We start from the raw sequence: 17197 nt of genomic DNA, 5'->3' as shown, positions 1-17197 counted from the left end.
ATCTGAAAACAGTTCCCTTTCTCATAGCCAAATATAGACAGGCTACTCAATCCGGGTTTAAGCAACTCTGCTGTTGGGCTGACGCCCTTCAGCTGGAGTGTGACGCCTTGGATGTACTGCCAGACATCCCTTATCCCTAGGCACGATTGACTGGAGAGCGTCAACTGCGCTCGGGATTACTTTTCTGCCGACGCCAAAAGCTGCCGCTTGCGAGCCTGAGTGTCAACCGCTGCCCGCAGCGGTGCAATGCCGCCGGTCCCTGGAATGCTGTGCTAGGTCATTACAGAATTGTACATGCCCTTGTTACCTTGTCCTCTGAGTCAGCCGCAGCTCTTTTGCAAACTTTTTCAGCTGTTAGGTGTTAGGTGTGGGGCGTGACAGCCCTCAGCCCCACCAGCCGCCAGACTGCAGGGATACAGAGCCCCCCACCAGATAGGGGCCGGTGAAAATCCACCCCACAGCGCAGCCCATACCAGAAACCCGGTTTCTTTGAGAACCCGAAGCCATGTCTTTCTTTTAATCTGCTGTTTTCAGAATTCAGCGATATCTTATAATGAGGCTTTATTTAAGCAATTAAAAATATATAAAATATATGAATTAGCGCAAATTAAATGCGTAACAGCTTTTCCCGCCATGCCAGAAACCCGGTTTCTTGGAGAAACCGGGTTTATGAACCTACCGGGAGGGGGCAGGGCTGCGGGTGGCAGGGGGTTTGGCCTGCGGTTGGGGGCTTGGACTGGGCGACGCCCCTGGTGTCCCTTCCTGTTTGGGGTGGATAAACACCTCGTAGCGGGTGCTGCGCTCACTGACGATCGATGAGGTGAGGCCAATGGTGCGAATGGCACCGATCAGGGTTTGGGGCACCGGCGGCAGTTGAGGCAAAGTAAATTGCTTGGAGTTGAGCAGAAGCTCCACATCTATAAAAAAGATGCTGTTGCTGGCATCGAATTCTAAAGGGACAGCCTTTTTGAATGACTCGCTGAGCACCAGTGGGGCTTTGGGCCTGGGGCTGATGGCACCGGCAACCGGCGCTCCCAGGGTCAAAAAGGCCACATTCCCATTCAGCCAGCCGCGACTGAGCGTCACCCCACCGTACTGCGAAGTCCAGTTAACCACCGGCTGACCGGCAACTTTCACCGGTTCGACCTTAAACTTATATCGCTGGCTCATCACCTTATCCAGCTGCACGAGAGAGTTCTCGGCACTGCGGCGATCGTTGGACTGCACCATCAGCACCAGCGCTGCTGGAAACTGCGTCGAAGATCCGGGAGTAGCGGGAATCAGGGACACGGAGAAATCCCCCGCCATCCACGCCAGCAAATCCTTCTCCCAGTTCAGCCCCGTGTTGGACGCCACGCCCTGCTGCAGCCACTCCGGACTCATGGGCGCGAAGGGATTCCCCTGGGCACCCAGAGCGTAGTCCTGCCACAACCGCTGCAGGTTGCTGCCGGACCACATCATCAGAGTGTCCGCCGGCAGCCGGCTGAGCGCACTTTTGGCCCTGTTTTCCACCACCTGCTTTTTCTCGCTATCCGCCTTCAGCCAAGAAATTCCCTGCAACCGGATGCCTTCTGGCTCTTCGGTGACGGTTGCGGCAAAGCCCTGAAACTTCTGCAGCTGATTTTTCCCTTGGGGGGGAAGCAGTCGCACCGCATTCATCGCGGCCATATTGGTAGCACTGGGCCAGTTGACGTACACCCGGGCCAAAGGATCGGGAGCCTCAATTTTAGCGACGGCTTCCTTGTATCCCGGAGTTTTGGCTATGGACTGGCCACCTTTATAGGTGTCAATGACGCGCTCCGTTGCTTTTGCATCTGTGGTGACTGCCAAGAACCGGTTGTCGAGCAGTGCGGCTGAGTAATTCTCTCCGGGTGCGCCCTGGATTTCTCTAATCGGGACATCTTTGTAAGTCCGGCTCACCCACTGGCCCTGCTGCAGCGGCTTGGGCTTCTCCAGCAGCTCCTTGGCCTTTCCTTGATTGTCTACCGGCAGCAGCACCACCACCGGCTCTTTGGCTTTCGGGACAGTTGTCTGGCCCGATGAGGGACTGGTGCCCCCCGCCCCCACACCCACCTGCGGCGGCAGCCAGGCCACCATCACTTCCCGGCCCACCCAAGGCTGGATGTCTTTCTGGTAGTCGAGGCCATAAGGGGTGAGGAAGCGCTCGCTCAACTCCAACAGCTGCTGTTTGAGAAGCTTTTGGCTTTCTGCGGTGCCTTGCTTTTGCAGTTTTTCCCACTGTCCGGAGTTGGTGGACAGCGAGACGGCTATCCAGGCATCTTGGGGGACAGCGCTGGCACCGACGGGGTAATTCTCTGCAGGGTTTTTGGGAATCAGGGCCCACACAATCGCGACGCCGCCAACAATCACCAGGGCGGCAGCTCCTGCGGTTCGCCGCTTTTGCGGTTCAATTTTCTCTACCGCCGATTTCGTTTTCTCTAGTGCGGATTTAGTTTTATCAAGTATGGTGTCAAACATGGTTGCAAGGGAACAGGGTAGCCGGTGAGGAAAGCCAATTTACCAAAGGGTCAATTTACCAGGGGATGGCTCGCGGGATTTTAGACAAGCAGATTTTATCTTTTAGATTCAATTTTTTTCTGGAAATCCCAAATCTGCTTTTCCGCAATCCCTGAAGGCTGACAGGCAAGGGAGGCACAAAAAACTGGCTCCAGACCGCCGATTTCTTTAAAAAACCGGGTTTTGAGCCCAAATCGCGACCTGCACCCTTAATTTGACTGACAGCCGTCTCGGGTGCTGGGTGCGATTGCCGGGAGCATCCCGGTTGTGCAAACAAGCCCATATCAATGCGATAATGATTTCAGCAGGGGGTAGGAGGAGAAGATTTTTGGCCAGCGAATCAAAGGAAACGGGATTGAAACCGATTGCCGGCTGTCTTCAGGACACCCCTGCATCATAGCCAATCAAGAATGCCGGGAGCCCGGCTATCTTGTCCCATCCCCCGATCCTCAGCACTCAGTCAACCCTACAGCTCTCCCGGACTTCTGGCTATAAGCAAAACTTATTATTTTTTCCCCGACTGGCTCCATAACGCATTTCCGCTGCCCGATGCCCTGCGCCCAATGCCCTGCGCCCGATGCCCTGCGCCCCCATACAGCGTGTCCCGCTGCCGGTAGGGACGCCCCAGGGAACGGATCGCCGCCTGCAACTGCTCCACTTCCATGCAGCTGCCGCCAATAGCACCGGCCATTGCCGTAATGTGCTCTTCCATTAAGGTGCCGCCGATATCGTTGCAGCCCCAGGTGAGGGCAACTGTAGCGCCGGCTAGCCCCAGTTTCACCCAGCTCGGCTGGTGGTTGGGGATGGAATTTCCCAGAAATATTCTCGATACTGCCGTCAGCAGCAGGGTGGGAGCCAGCACCGGCTGATCCCGCCCCACCCGCCGCCGCAAGGCTGCCGGTGCTAGCTCGCCCACAAAGGGCAAAAGGATAAATTCTGTAATCCGCGCCGGATAGTCCCGCTCTGTGGCGGTTTGCTGCAGCTGGCGCAAGTGGTTCAGGTGGCGCACCTGCTGTTCTGGGCTTTCAATGTGCCCGCACATCATGGTGCTGGTTGTGTGCAGCCCTAGCCGGTGCGCCGTTCCCACAATTTCCAGCCAAGTGCCGGTGTCAATTTTTTCTGGACAAATAATCCGTCTTATGCTATCATCTAATACCTCTGCTGCCGTTCCCGGCATAGAGCCAACACCGGCATCCCGCAGCGCTTCTATCACCTGTGCGTAGCTGAGCCCGTCTTCCCTGGCGATGAATTGCACCTCCTGGGGGGAGAAGGCGTGCAGGTGCAGCTGGGGAAATTCATCTGCGATAGTTCGCACCAATTGCAGGTAAAAGGGCAATGAAGCGCCGGCAAGCTTCGCGCTGGGGTTCAGCCCCCCCTGCATGCAGATTTCCGTAGCCCCACGGCGCACCGCATCCCCTGCTTTTTCCAGGATTTTGGCGGTATCTAGCCAAAATGCGCCCTCCTCACCGGCATCGCGGCGAAACGCGCAGAAACTGCAGTGCTGCTCGCAGATATTGGTAAAGTTGATATTGCGGTTGATGACGTAGGTGACGGGATCGCCGGCTTGCCGGTGGCGCAGAGCGTCAGCTGCACAGCGAATGGCTTCTATGGCGGATGGTTCAGTCTGCTGCAGCAACACGGCTGCTTCTTCAGGAGAGATATCCGCGCCGGCATTGGCGCGGTTGAGAATGGCGTCAACAGTTTTGGCAGTCACAGGGCATGAGTGAAGGCGAGCTACACGACAGAAGGAATCTGCAGTTATTATAAACAACTGTAAAGAAGTATGGTGCGCTCCCCACAGGAACACATCTCAATATAGCGGTTCTCAGTTGGATGAACTATGGGCCAGAAACCGGGTTTCTTTAAGAAACCGGCTTTCTCAATGTCTCACTAATATGAGAAACGCTATAAACAGCATTGAGGACTTTCTCGATGACTTCGGAGCTAAAAAAATAGAAGCCTTGTGCCTTCTTTTTAGGATAAAATCCCCCCTACAGTCAGGAATTCAGAAATTTGCTAAACTGCAAAAGTTTCTTTAAGAAACCGGGTTTCTCAAGCGCACTCTCAAGCGGGATGACTGCTGAGAGACAGGCGTCATTTCCACCGGCACGCACGGTACAAGACCTGCCCTCCCCTGGCCTCAATTATTAAGATTCGCTAAAGATCGCGGCAGATTGTAAGAAGATTTTGTATCCTCAAGCAAAATCTCGCAGTTTGCCATTCCTACAATTATAGCAGCAGTCATATTGGTTAGAACAATAGAAGCTTCGGGAGCTCTGGAGCAAGGGAGGCCGGAATGTAGGTTTCCTAAATGCTTACTGCTATGTAGACGTAGGGCAGCGTCTGGCTGCCCTGAAGGTCTAATGTTCTAACCTAAGTGCATACTGCTATATACGGGGTGCTAGATTTTTTCAGAAAACTCTCACTCTCCCCCTCTCCCGCGAGGAGAGAGGGGGGTGGGGGAGCTGGGGGTGTGAGGGGAGAAATATCTGCTGCAACCAAAATAAATCCAACGGATGTAAGATGACGGCTCAACCTGTCCCGCAAGACTGCAAACGTCTCAGCCAAAGCCTACCGGCTCTCAAAGGGTTGGCTATCTTCCTCGTGGTTGTTTACCATCTGTGGGGATATACCAAAGGCTACCAGCTAGCCTCTGAAATCGCTATATCATCTTTTCGTTCAGGTGTCAAGGGATTTTTGGAAGGAATCCTGAATATTTTTTGCCTCCTGGGAGAGCAGGGGGTTGCGATTTTCATAATTGCCAGCGGTTTTGGGCTGGCGTCATCCTGGTGGCGCAAAACTTCAAGTCCTGGCAAAGTTTCTCGCCCCTTTGAAATCATAGGGTTCTGGCGGCGCAGACTGTTGCGGCTGTTGCCCCTGTACTGGCTGGCGCACGGGGTAGCTTTGCTGCAGGCGGTGGTGCAGCCGGCTTGGGTGCCGTTTGGGCGAGAGGTGCTCAATCGCGGTGCCACTGACGCAACCGCCGCCACTGTTGCCAGCCTCACCACCCTGCGCAATTTTATCCCAGACTATTACTTTTTTCTAAACGCCGCTTGGTGGTATGTTGGTCTGGCAGTCCAGCTGTACCTGATATTTCCGCTGCTGGTGACAGTGGGGAAACGTTGGGGATGGACGGTTTTACTCCTCAGCTCACTTTTAATCGAGATAGTTGACCGGGAGATAATTGTGGCGCTCCCCCTCAACGAAATGGCCACAGATGTATTGCTGCGAGGTGCCCTGTTTCCATCGCGGTTATTTGAATTTGTCTTCGGCATTTTCCTGGCGGTTGCAATGCTTGAACCGGCACCCCAAAAGCCGGGGCATCCTTTCAGTGGCGTCAGCTGCTTTTGCAAAAACTTATTGCTAGAAAAACAGTGGCTGTGGCTGAGTGCGCTGCTCTATGCTGCCGGTCTAGTATTCGACTGGGCTTCAGATGCCGGCTGGCATACTTTCAGAGTTCCATCCGACGCCCTTGCAGGTGTCGGAGAATTTTGCCTGTTGTTTCAGCTGCTCAATCTCATCGAGCCGGCAAAACCAAGCTTAAAGCTCTTAGGCGACTATTCCTACGGCATCTATCTCACACACATGAATTTCATGGCCGGTCTTTGGGCAGTCTTGACCCCAATCCTTTCCAATTACTGGCTGCGATTGAGTTTAGTGGCAGCAATTGCCTGCGCCTTGGGAGGGGTGTTTGAACTCGCTTACCAGTGGGGACAGGCAAGATGCCTGTCCTACAGAAGGTAAACTCTGCTCCCCCGTAGCACAGGCGTCTCGCCTGTGCCCTCACCTGTGCCAACCATAATTCCACTTAAAAACTGCCCATGAACAAAGACTCACCCAGCAAAAAACCGCCGGCTTCCCTAACCATAAAACAGCTAGCCATCGCCGCCATCGCCATCGCCGTTGCCCTGCGCATTCTCAATCTGGGTTCCCGAGAATTTTGGTACGACGAAGTTCTATCATTGCTGCTCTCCACCGGACAAAAAATCGCTTACCAAACCCCAAAAGACACACCCGTCGCCCTAGCTGACTACACCATTCTATTAAACTTGCCCCCTGAGTCAGGGATTCCCAACCTCCTAAAAACCCTAACAAACCTCCTGCGGGGTTTAGCCGGCGGCGAACCCCACCCCCCCCTATTTTTCCTCAGCCAGCACCTTTGGCTGCGCCTGTTCGGCAACAGCGAAACCGCCACGCGCTCCCTTGGCACTCTGCTCAGCATTGGGGCGATTAGCAGCGCTTACGGCTTAGGTCGCTATGTCCTGGGCCATCGCGGCGGTCTTCTCCTGGCAGCCCTTTTAGCCACCAATCCCTTCTATTTCTTTCACTCCCTGAACCTGCGCATGTATGGCCCAGTGGTGCTGTGGGCAACCCTCAGCGCTTGGGCGCTGCTGCAGCTAATTCAAAACAACAAGCCCAACATCTCTACAGAAGAGCCAAAAATCCCAACACCCATCCCCAAATCCCCAAATCCCGGCTCCGGCACTCACTTTCCCCCATTTCTCTGGGACATCCTCCTGATTGGCTCAGTAGCAGCTGGATGCCTGACATTTTATCTATTTGCCTACTGGGCAGTCGCTCTGGCCGGTGTGGCCATCTACCTCGACCGGCAGCGCTGGTGGCAGCACGGGTTGCGCTTGGGCGCAGGCGTGGCGCTGTGCCTTCCCTGGGGGCTGTGGGGCATCCCCCAGCAGCTGCGCAATGCTGACTTGCAGCGATTTGCCCCACCGGCAGGATTTTTCGCCGCCACACTGCAGCACTTGCAAGATCTCGCCCAAACCTTGGGAATTCACTTGCTCTTCGGCGACTGGATAACCAGTTTGCCCCAGACGAGCGCGGCGATCGCTGGGTGCGCCATAATAGTGCTGCTCGCCACAGGTTCTGCCAGCCTCTGGCGTAACGGAGAGCGCCAGAGTTTAGGCTTAGCTTTGCTCCTGGGAATTTTTCCCCTGTTGCTAGCCCTCGGCGCAGACATCGCCACCGGCAAGTTCACCCTCGGGTTTGGCTGGGGGCGGAGCATGATTGTAATTCTACCGGGCTGCTTGCTGCTGCTGGCTGTCTGGCTGGAACAAACACCGCAGCGATGGCGCTCAACGGCTGCTGTGGCGTTGCTGCTGCTATATCTGTCCGCCAGCATTGCAGACTTCAGTGCCAGATCCCGCTGGATGTTTCACAAAATTGCAGATGTCGTCGCCAGAGAACCGGCAGCGCCAACCTTAATCGCCATGAACTCCCAAGCGTGGGGTCACGTTATGCGTTTGGCTTATTACATCCCTCCTGATGTGCCGGTCAGCCTGCTGGCTCAGCCGTCCGCCCAGCTGGCTCCTGCCCTAGAAAAAGCCCTCAAGACTGGCAAGCCCGCCTATTCTCAGATTGTCTGGCTGGAAAGCGCCGCGCCGGTGTGGTCGCCACCGGCAACTGACACTGAAAGGCAGAAAATTGAAGAGGTGTTAAAGAATCAATTTCAACTGAGCCAGCAGCAGTCCCTGTCGGGAACTATGGATCTTGACGAATTTACCCTCAAGCTCTACAAGCGCTATTCCGCTACTGGAAACACCAACAATGAATATGAGCCAGCCTAACACACTCTTGCCGGTGCCCGCCGGCCCTTTGCAAGTTCCGCCTCTGGCACCGGCACCCGCCGGCACCGACGAACCCCCCCTCCGCTTTTCCCTGGTGATTCCCACCTACAAAGAAAGCCAAAACATCCCCCAGATCGTCGAGCGATTGAGCCAGCTGCTCGATTCAGTCATCCCCAACGAGTACGAGCTGATTGTCGTCGATGACGACAGCCCAGATCTCACCTGGAAAGTCGCCCAAGAACTGATACCAGAATACCCCCAGCTGCGAGTCATGCGCCGGCAGGGAGAGCGGGGGCTTTCCAGTGCAGTGATTCGCGGATGGCAAGTGGCGCGCGGAGAGGTGCTCGGCGTCATTGATGCTGACTTGCAGCACCCGCCACAGACACTGTTGCAACTTTGGTCAGAAATCCAGCGGGGAGCGGATTTGGCCGCAGCCAGCCGGCACGTAGAAGGCGGCGGCGTCAGCGACTGGAGCCCGATCCGGCGGTTTCTCTCTCGCGGTGCCCAAACCCTGGGGTTAATTATCCTCCCCGGAGTGGTGGGGCGCGTTTCCGACCCCATGAGTGGCTATTTCTTGGTGCGCCGCGAAGCGATTGCAGGCAAAACCATGAACCCACTGGGCTACAAAATTCTGATTGAAGTGATCGGCAGGGGGAATATCCGCTGGATTGGCGAAGTCGGCTATGTGTTTCAAGAGCGCCAAGAAGGCGAAAGTAAAGTCACTTGGAAGCAGTATGTCGAATATATTGGCCACCTGCTGCGCTTGCGCTTCGCCCGCTGGCCGGTTGCCCGCTTCTTCCGCTTTGGTGCCGTGGGCTTTAGCGGCGTATTTGTCGATATGGCAATCCTTTTCCTGCTCAGCGACCCCACCACCCTGGGTTGGGGTCTGACTCGGAGTAAGATTATAGCATCTGAAGTGGCGATTGTCAACAACTTTTTGTGGAATGACCTGTGGACTTTTGGCGACATTGCCAGCAAGCAGCGAGGGTGGCGCAAGCGCGTCAAACGCTTTGTGAAATTCAACATAATTTGCCTTGCCGGTCTGGTCTTGAACGTACTGCTGCTGAATTTGCTGTTCAATCTGCTGGGCTTCCAATATTTGCCCTATGGCAGGTATTTGGCTAACTTGATTGCCATCGCCGCTGTTACTGTCTGGAATTTCTGGATTAACCTCAAGCTCAGCTGGCGTGTGACAGAAGTCAAGGATTGAGGAGCGGGCAGTCCTGCAAATTTTGGATTTTGGATTTTGGATTTTGGATTTTGGATTGAACAAGGCAGCAGGAAAGCCTTTTCAGCCGCAGGCCAAAATACTATTTCACCCGCTTACTAAATCCAGGACTTATCAAATTATTGTGAAATCTTACCTCTAGCTTTCTTGGCGCTCTTGGCGTCTTGGCGGGAAAAAAATCACTTTTAAGCGCTTCCCCAATCTTATCAAAGCGTAAAAAAGCTGTTGCTGAGCAGGCATTGAGGCAAGAGGATATTTAGGTGCGTTCCCCTGGGGGGGGGACGCACCCTGGCAGAATTAAAGATGAAGGATGAAGTATAAATAGAAAGTATGAAAAAACTCTTCAACTTTCAACCTTCAGACTTCACACTTCTGCTGTTCTGGGTGGCGGTTGGTGCCGGCTTGCGGTTTGCGGCGCTCGACGCCAAGCCCCCCTGGACGGATGAGTTCTCTACAATGGTTTTCAGCCTGGGCAATAACTATGGCTCAGTGCCCCTGGACCGGCTTGTGCGGCTGGACGCCCTTTTGCAGCCGCTGATTCCGCCACCCCCTGCGGGTGGATTAATCGCCTCGGCACAAAATGTCACTCACAACTTGCTGACATACAGCAACCACCCGCCGGTTTATTTCGTGCTGGCGAACTTCTGGATGCAGCTGTTTCCACCGGCACCGGGGGAGTGCGTCTCGCTGTGGGTGGCGCGATCTCTGCCGGCACTTCTCGGCGTCGCCTCTGTTCCAGCTATGTTTGCCCTTGGGCTGTTGGCATGCAGCTCTCGCTCGGCTGGCCATCTGGCGGCGGCGATGATGGCGGTTTCTCCCTACGGCATCTATCTGGCGCAAGAAGCCCGCCACTATACTTTGGCGATTTTACTGGTTATCTGCTCGCTTGGCTGTCTGGTTGTGGCGGCGCGGGCGCTACAGCAGGGGAAGCCGGTGCCTGGGAAGCTGGCCACAGCCTGGGTGGCCGTTAACGCTCTCGGCATTGCCTCCCACTACTTTTTCGCCCTCACCCTCTGCGCGGAAGCGCTGGTTTTGTTTGGGTTGTGGGTTGGGGATTTGGGAATTTGGGGCAAGCCGATATCTGGAATCTCTCTGAAGAAAAGGGAGGGGGAGCCTAGCAATTCTCGCACCCAGGGGGAGGCGGAGGCTCCCGATTCTCCTTCCCAGACGGAGCCTGGGAACGAGGGGATTTATCGTGTCTCTACAAAAATGAGACATTGGTGGAGCGTGTGCGCGGTGGCATTGGGCACTTTGGCTTCTGGATTGGTTTGGCTGCCGGTGTGGTTGGGGGGTTCTGACAGCCGGCTGACGGAATGGATTCGCAATGACGCGGGGGGGGCGTGGTTCGAGCCGATTTTTCAAGCTTTGGCGGCTTGGATCACGATGCTGTCGCTGCTGCCGGTGGAGTCACCGGCACTGCCGGTGGTGATTGCCTCTGGGTTGGTAATGCTGATTTTTTTCATATGGGCGTCACCCATTCTGTGGCGGGGGCTGAAAGCGCAATTCATCTCGCAGGAAAATCAATTGGCGACCGGCGTTTTGGGTGGCTTTGTTTTGAGCTCCATTGCCCTGTTCTTTGGGATTTCGTACTTTTTTGGTATTGACATCACGCGCGGCGCTCGGTATAATTTTGTGTACTTCCCAGCGGTTATCGCTCTGGCAGGAGCTAGTCTCGCGAAAAGTTGGGACACTGTCTCGGAAACGAGGGGGGTGGGGGGTGAGGTCAAAATCGGCGGCAAAAAAGCTGTGGCGATCATTTGGCTGATGGGGCTGCTGAGCGGGCTGACGGTGGTGTGCGATTTGGGGTATCAGAAATACTATCGCCCTGACTTGTTGGTGCCGGTGATTCAAGAAGTCTCTCAATCTTTTGAAGCCGCAGCTGATAAAAGTGACAGCAAAAAATCGGGGGTGCCGGTGCTGATTGCCACAACCCAGCTCACTCACGTCCAGACCGGCGAACTGATGGGGCTGGCTTGGGAATTCAGACGCCAGCACCCAGCGCTCGGCGGAACAGCCGCCCCGCAGTTTCTCTTGGCGCATGAAGACCGGCTCTCTTGTGAGGACGCCACCTGTCGCGCCCCCACCACCCTGGGGGAGGTATTGGCTGAATTGCCGCGACCGGCTGCGCTGTGGCTGGTGAATTTCCGCACGCCGGGAGATTTATTAGCACAAAAATGCTTTCCTGTCAAGGATCCTCCGGAAAAATCTTTTCAGTCCTGGCCGGCGGTGGATGGCTACGACTACCAGGCGTATCGCTGCTTTTAAGGCAAAACCCCGTACAATGCTAGCTGGGAGCAAGTCGGGCCTTTGAGAAGCGGGCTTGCCGCTGCGGGCTGTAAGATGATAGCGGCTCTCAGTTGGATGAACGTGTTTGCCCAGAAACCCGGTTTCTTAAAGAAACCGGGTTTCTCAGTACCTCACGAATATGAGAAACGCTATATAATGCGCTTAAAAGTTGGTTGGGGAGGGGGGTAAGAACCGTCAAACACCCTGATAAGTCAAAACGCTCAGTCAAATGGAAGGGAAACTCAACTTAAAATTAAAAATCCACAATTGATTTCCCCTTTCAGCTGCTAAAGAATCATCGGCTGTTCTCTGAAATCTCAACTCTCAAATCCCTATTGACCGATATGCCAGTATCAAGCCACCTCAACCGTTGGGCTGCCGGCGTGGCTGCGTGGGCGCTAGCCGTTGGCTGCGGTTTCTATGCCAGCCGCGCCTCCGCCGCCACACCAGCGTCCGGGCCCGCAGTGGCCGCTTCTGTAACCGTCGCGCAGCAAACCGATCCCTTTAGTGAAGGGATGAGCAGGGCGGCGAGGGCCGCCAATCTGGCCCGCTCTGCGAAAACTCCGCTGGAATGGAATCAAGTAGCCGTAGCGTGGCTTGAGGCTGTTGCTTGGATGCAAACCGTCCCTCCGGGCAGCCCCAAACGGGCCATCGCGCAGAAGAAGGTCGCTGAATATCTGCGGAACTTTTCCGCAGCCCAAAAAAAAGCAGCCGTGCTGGATTCTCGCCTGCCCTTCGCCACGTTTGGCAGCGATTTGCTCGACCAGCAGTTGCTGCTGTACCTGTCCTACTTGGAAGCGTTTGGCCCGCCGGATATCCTGATTGTGGGGAGCTCGCGCGCCTTGCAGGGCGTCGATCCGCAAGCCCTCAAGCAAGCCTTGGCCGCTAGAGGCTACAGGGGGCTGGAAATCTTTAATTTTTCGGTGAATGGCGCGACGGCCAGAGTCGTAGACTTCAAGCTGCGAGAGCTGTTGAGCGAAGATCAGCTGCCCCGGCTGATTCTGTGGGCTGATGGGGTGCGGGCGTTTAATAACGGTCGTGCGGACAGGACCTACAACGGGATTGTCAGTTCCCCAGGCTACCAGCAGTTACAGGCTGGAATCCGCCCCAGTCTGACAGAACTGCCAGAAGCTACCGCTGCTAGCCCTTGGAAGCAGGCAGGTCCGGGAAACGCTTCCAGGCAGGTTGGGCAAGGCCCAGTGACTCTGGCAAAATATTCTAAGGCAGCATCTGTGTCCCCTGGGTTTCTGGGCCCAGAGTCACTTCCTTCCCAGCCCGAAACTGGGAACGAGAGCGATCACGGTCAGCCTGAATTTACTGTCGCACAAGCCACGAGTCGGGAGAGGGCGCTGTTCAATGCGATCGATGCCAATGGGTTCCTCCCCGTATCCGCCCGCTTCAGTCCAGGCACCTACTACCGGCAAAATCCCCGAGTGGCGGGGCCGTTCGACGGCGACTACGCATCGTTTAAGCTGGGGGGCCAGCAAGCTGCAGCCCTCAATAAAGCTGTGACTTTCACCAAGTCGCTCAACATTCCCCTGGTTTTTGTCAATCTGCCCCTCACCCCGGACTACTTGGACGCCAAGCGCCGGTCGGCTGAGCAACAATTCGTGCGGGACATGCAGCGCCGCGCCCAACAAACAGGTTTTCTCTTTCGCAACCTGTCCCAGCCGGCTCTCGCCCGCAATGACTATTTTGCTGACCCCAGCCACATCAACCGCTATGGGGCGGCAGCTGTGTCTCGCCAGCTAGCCCAAGACCGGACAATTCCCTGGCCCAAAGCTCAGTCCTGAGGGAATCCCTGACTGCTAGTTTGCGAGTCCGGCAGCGGTTTCGGGGGCAGTCTCGCTACGGTTGGGCGGATTTATGGGAATCTGTATGACAAATTCTGCCCCCTGTCCGGGGGCGGAAATACAGCTCAGTTTGCCCTGGTGTTTTTCCACCACAATCTGCTGGCTGATAGACAGCCCCAACCCCGTGCCTTTGCCTACTGGTTTGGTCGTGAATAATTGGTCGAACAGCTGAGAGAGCACCTCCGGTGACATGCCCGCTCCGTTATCTTTGATAGAAATGGCAACTGTTTCGTGCGATCTCACCACAGAGGTGCGGATTGTAATGCGATTTGGATGGGCTTTAATTTCCTGGTAGGAGCGCTCTTCACTCGACTCCTCCAGGGCGTCAATAGCATTAGCAATCAGATTCATAAACACCTGATTGAGCTGGCCGGGAAAGCAGTGAACGGGAGGCAAGTCGCCGTATTCTTTGATGACCTCAATCGCGGGGCGCTTGCTGTTCTCTTTCAGCCGGTGCTTAAGTATAATTAATGTGCTGTCTATGCCTTCGTGGATGTTGCAGGCTACCTTCGCCAAGGTGTCCGCGCGAGAGAAAAGTCTCATAGAACTGCTAATTTGGCGCAGCCGGTCAGTTCCCTCTTTCAGCGAGGAAATCATTTTGGGCAGGTCTTCTAGCAGGTACTCCAAGTCAATTTCTCCGGCATGTTCCTCAATGTCTTCTCCCGGATTGGGAAAGGCTTCGCGATAGCGTTGCAGGTGCTGCAGGAGGGCTTCGACATACTCCTGAGCGAGGCTTATGTTTCCAGATATAAAGTTGAGTGGATTGTTGATTTCGTGCCCGAGTCCCGCCATTAGCTGGCCGAGGACAGACATTTTTTCCTTCTGCACGAGCTGCAGTTGAGTCTGTTGCAGTTCTTTCAGAGATTGGGCCAATTTAGCTGTTCGCTCTGCCACTCGCTGTTCGAGAATTTCATTTTGTTCCGCGAGCTTTTTCGTCAGGCTGCTTATTTTTAAATGCATCTGAATGCGCGCAAACAATTCTTCCTCTTGAAAGGGTTTAGTGAGATAATCAACCGCTCCCAAACGCAGACCTTTAACCTTATCCAGTGCGTCCGACAGGGACGTCATAAAAATTATGGGTATGCCTTCTGTGACAGGAGATGCCTTCAGCCTCTGGCAAGTTTCAAACCCGTCAATACCCAGCATTACAACATCCAGTAAAATGATATCTGGCAAGGTTTGTTGCGCCTTCTCAATGGCACTCTCCCCACTGATGGCCACTATCACCTTATATCCGCATTGTTTGAGAAAGTCAAAGAGCACCTTAATATTGATGGGGCTATCGTCAACTATTAAAACCGTTTGGTGTTGCCCTGTTTCAATCATAATTCCTCCAGTACGGCTCGCTCAACTTCACGATTTTTTGGTCTTCAAACTCTTCTGCAAATTGTACCACCCTGGCGGCAAAAGACCCGCGTTTGGGCTCCAACTGGCGCTCGCCGGCTGCCTTCCCGCTCTACAGCCTCAATATCGCCAATCTCAGCGGCTCTGTACAAAATGAACACGCTCTAGGGGCGACTATTTTTTCGTCCTTCTGGCTTGCTTCTCCCTTCTCTCTCCCCCCTTGTTCTTCGGCTTCATAAATCCATTCCAGTTGCAAATATTTCTGCAACGGCTCAAATAACTCTGCAGCTTGGACAGGTTTGGGCAGAAAGTCACTGCAACCGGCTGGCCGGCTCCGCTGAGAGTTAAAATTAAACACGCTGGCGCTGGAGGCGATGACCGGCACGTGTTTGAATGCCGGCAAGGAACGCAACTGCGGCACCATCTCAAAGCCATCCATCTCTGGCATGACCAAATCTATTATAATAAGAGGGGGATGGAATTCTGCCTCTGGCTCTAAACCCTCTCGCCCGCTGCCGGCAACGGCTTCGTTCAAACCCGACGGGTTCTAAAAAATTAACAAATATGGAGCGATTTTCCCAGCGGCTGTCCACCACTCAGATTCTCTGTCTCTCACCCCGGTATCCAATGATATTGTTGGCGGGGCAGTCAGGGGCGGACTGAATCCAGTTTGGGGATTCCGGGAAATCCGCATCGAAGCAAAACGTGCTGCCGGCTCCTTTCTGACTGCTGACTTGGAGATGCCCCCCATAATGTTAACAATTTTTTTGGTAATTGCCAATCCCAAGCCGGTGCCTTTCGCTTTGCGGGAGCTGTCCCCCACTTGCTCGAAGGGCTGAAATATCTTGTCCAGCTGTTCCGGACTCATGCCGGTGTCCGTATCTTCAATTTGAAACCGAAGTTTGTAAATTTTCCCCTGTCCGCTTTCTTGTGGGGTGCGGCTTTCCAGGACACCCACTTTAAAGATCGCGCCGCCGGCACCTGTAGATTCCATGGCATTGCCCAGGAGGTTAATCAGCACTTGCCGCAGCCGTTTATTGCCGGCATATAAGTCCGCCGGCAGTTGATCTATCGCTTGTAAATTAACTTCAATTTCTTTATATTTTGCATTAAGTCGGCACTAGCAGTAGCCACTTAGATTAGGACATTAGACTTTCAGGGCAGCCAGACGCTGGCCTACGTCTATATAGCAGTAGGCATTTAAAGAAGGTACATTCCGGCCTCCCTTGCTCCCCCGCTCTCGAAGCTCCTATTGTCCTGTTTGCCCCAGTACATGGGCCCGATAGTGGATGACTTAGCTCATGTTGCCAGCGCCATTCAAATAGAAATAAATTCGGCTACCGACAATCCGCTGATTGATGCGGAAAATCAAACCAGCTACCACAGGGGGAATTTTCTCGGACAGTATGTGGGCGTGGGGATGGACAAGCTGCGCTATGCGTTGGGACTGCTTGCCCAACATTTGGACGTACAAATTGCTTTGCTGGTTGCACCGGAGTTTAATAATGGCCTGCCGGCATCTCTAGCCGGCAACCCAGAGCGGAAAGTCAACATGGGATTGAAGGGGTTGCAAATCGCCGGCAATTCCATGATGCCGCTCCTGATCTTTTACGGGAATTCTATCGCTGATCGCTTTCCCACGCACGCGGAACAGTTCAACCAGAATATCAACAGCCAGGGGTTTAACTCGGCGAATTTGGCGCGGCGCTCTATCGAAATTTTTCAGCAGTATATGGCCATTGCCCTGATTTTTGGGGTGCAGGCAGCAGATTTGCGGACGTATCAAGTCGCTGGCCATTACGACGCTCGCGAGTGCCTGTCTGAAGCGACTGCACTTTTATATAATGCTGTGCGCGAGGTAGCCGGCAAGCCGCCTTCGGCAGACCGGCCTTTAATTTGGGACGACAGCGACCAGTTCCTGGACGAATATATTGCCACAATCGCTGCTGACATTGCGGCTGAGGGGCTGACTGTGGGAGCTGTTGGGGAAGTTTTTGCGCATCTGAGGGACTTTCAATGAACGCAGCTTAAAATGTGGATCGGGGGAGCCGTCTCTTCCCTGACAAACCGGCTCTTATTTTTGAGAGCATGTCTTTTCCCTACAAGCATCCGATTGAAAATTTGGGGATGAAAGTCGTAGATGTGTCAAATTGCGAGCTCGCGATATTGCCCGCTTTTTCTTGCGGATTGTTCCTCGTATAAAATGTCCTAACCCATATTACTACTGGGATATAGACGTAGGGCAGGCGTCCGCCGAGCCTGAAGGTCTAATGTCCTAATCTAAGTGGCTACTGCTATATTATTGGCGGGAAGCGCTATTATAGCAGCAGTCATATTGGTTAAGACATTAATGACATGGCTTATGGGGCTCATGCGCATCGGGCTCA

12 protein-coding genes are annotated in these 17197 nt (G+C 54.4%); 7 read left to right on the top strand and 5 right to left on the bottom strand.

All coding sequences use genetic code 11. The annotated features are described in order from the left end of the window. Positions 1-675: 675 nt before the first annotated feature. Positions 676-2478, bottom strand: a complete 1803-nt coding sequence (locus OSC10802_RS42275) for a DUF3352 domain-containing protein (RefSeq protein WP_017720227.1) — start codon at positions 2476-2478, stop codon at positions 676-678. Positions 2479-3022: 544 nt separating this feature from the next. Next, positions 3023-4231: a 7,8-didemethyl-8-hydroxy-5-deazariboflavin synthase subunit CofH gene (gene cofH / locus OSC10802_RS0128700; protein ID WP_017720225.1), complete on the bottom strand. Its 1209-nt coding sequence runs from the start codon at positions 4229-4231 to the stop codon at positions 3023-3025. Positions 4232-4412: 181 nt separating this feature from the next. Between cofH and OSC10802_RS53370 the strand changes: the two genes are divergently transcribed. The 6 genes from OSC10802_RS53370 (at position 4413) to OSC10802_RS42270 (ending at position 13406) form a co-directional block, all read left to right on the top strand. Further along, positions 4413-4556 carry a hypothetical protein gene (locus OSC10802_RS53370; RefSeq protein WP_017720224.1) on the top strand — a complete coding sequence of 48 codons (144 nt, stop codon included), beginning with the start codon at positions 4413-4415 and terminating at the stop codon, positions 4554-4556. A 484-nt stretch (positions 4557-5040) separates the two neighbouring features. Next, positions 5041-6261: an acyltransferase family protein gene (locus OSC10802_RS0128690; protein ID WP_017720223.1), complete on the top strand. Its 1221-nt coding sequence runs from the start codon at positions 5041-5043 to the stop codon at positions 6259-6261. 77 nt (positions 6262-6338) lie between these two features. Continuing rightward, positions 6339-8099, top strand: a complete 1761-nt coding sequence (locus OSC10802_RS0128685) for a glycosyltransferase family 39 protein (RefSeq protein ID WP_017720222.1) — start codon at positions 6339-6341, stop codon at positions 8097-8099. After that, positions 8086-9309, top strand: a complete 1224-nt coding sequence (locus OSC10802_RS0128680) for a glycosyltransferase (protein WP_017720221.1) — start codon at positions 8086-8088, stop codon at positions 9307-9309. Before OSC10802_RS0128685 ends, OSC10802_RS0128680 begins: the two co-directional genes overlap by 14 nt. A 348-nt stretch (positions 9310-9657) precedes the next feature. Next, positions 9658-11592 carry a glycosyltransferase family 39 protein gene (locus OSC10802_RS54990; RefSeq protein ID WP_017720218.1) on the top strand — a complete coding sequence of 645 codons (1935 nt, stop codon included), beginning with the start codon at positions 9658-9660 and terminating at the stop codon, positions 11590-11592. A 365-nt stretch (positions 11593-11957) separates the two neighbouring features. Further along, positions 11958-13406, top strand: coding sequence for a hypothetical protein (locus OSC10802_RS42270; protein WP_017720217.1), 1449 nt, complete (start codon positions 11958-11960; stop codon positions 13404-13406). Between the two features lie 15 nt (positions 13407-13421). Here the strand turns inward: OSC10802_RS42270 and OSC10802_RS42265 are convergent, their stop codons facing one another. The 3 genes from OSC10802_RS42265 to OSC10802_RS44930 all read right to left on the bottom strand — a co-directional run bounded on the left by OSC10802_RS42265 (position 13422) and on the right by OSC10802_RS44930 (position 15840). Continuing rightward, positions 13422-14792 (bottom strand): sensor histidine kinase, encoded by a 1371-nt coding sequence (locus tag OSC10802_RS42265; protein ID WP_017720216.1) that lies wholly within the window; start codon positions 14790-14792, stop codon positions 13422-13424. A gap of 130 nt (positions 14793-14922) precedes the next feature. Further along, on the bottom strand, positions 14923-15345 hold the full coding sequence (locus tag OSC10802_RS44935) for a response regulator (RefSeq protein ID WP_026098903.1): 423 nt from the start codon (positions 15343-15345) through the stop codon (positions 14923-14925). Between the two features lie 12 nt (positions 15346-15357). Next, positions 15358-15840 carry an ATP-binding protein gene (locus OSC10802_RS44930; RefSeq protein WP_255349206.1) on the bottom strand — a complete coding sequence of 161 codons (483 nt, stop codon included), beginning with the start codon at positions 15838-15840 and terminating at the stop codon, positions 15358-15360. Positions 15841-16083: 243 nt separating this feature from the next. Here OSC10802_RS44930 and OSC10802_RS42255 point away from each other — a divergent pair, with 243 nt between their 5' ends. After that, positions 16084-16830, top strand: coding sequence for an aromatic amino acid lyase (locus OSC10802_RS42255; protein ID WP_017720215.1), 747 nt, complete (start codon positions 16084-16086; stop codon positions 16828-16830). Positions 16831-17197 lie beyond the last annotated feature (367 nt).

Origin of the sequence: Kamptonema formosum PCC 10802 (genome assembly GCF_000332335.1) — a bacterium.
Taxonomy (GTDB): domain Bacteria; phylum Cyanobacteriota; class Cyanobacteriia; order Cyanobacteriales; family Oscillatoriaceae; genus Oscillatoria.
The sequence above is the reverse complement of the archived record's forward strand: the minus strand, read 5'-3'. Positions and strand labels throughout refer to the sequence as shown.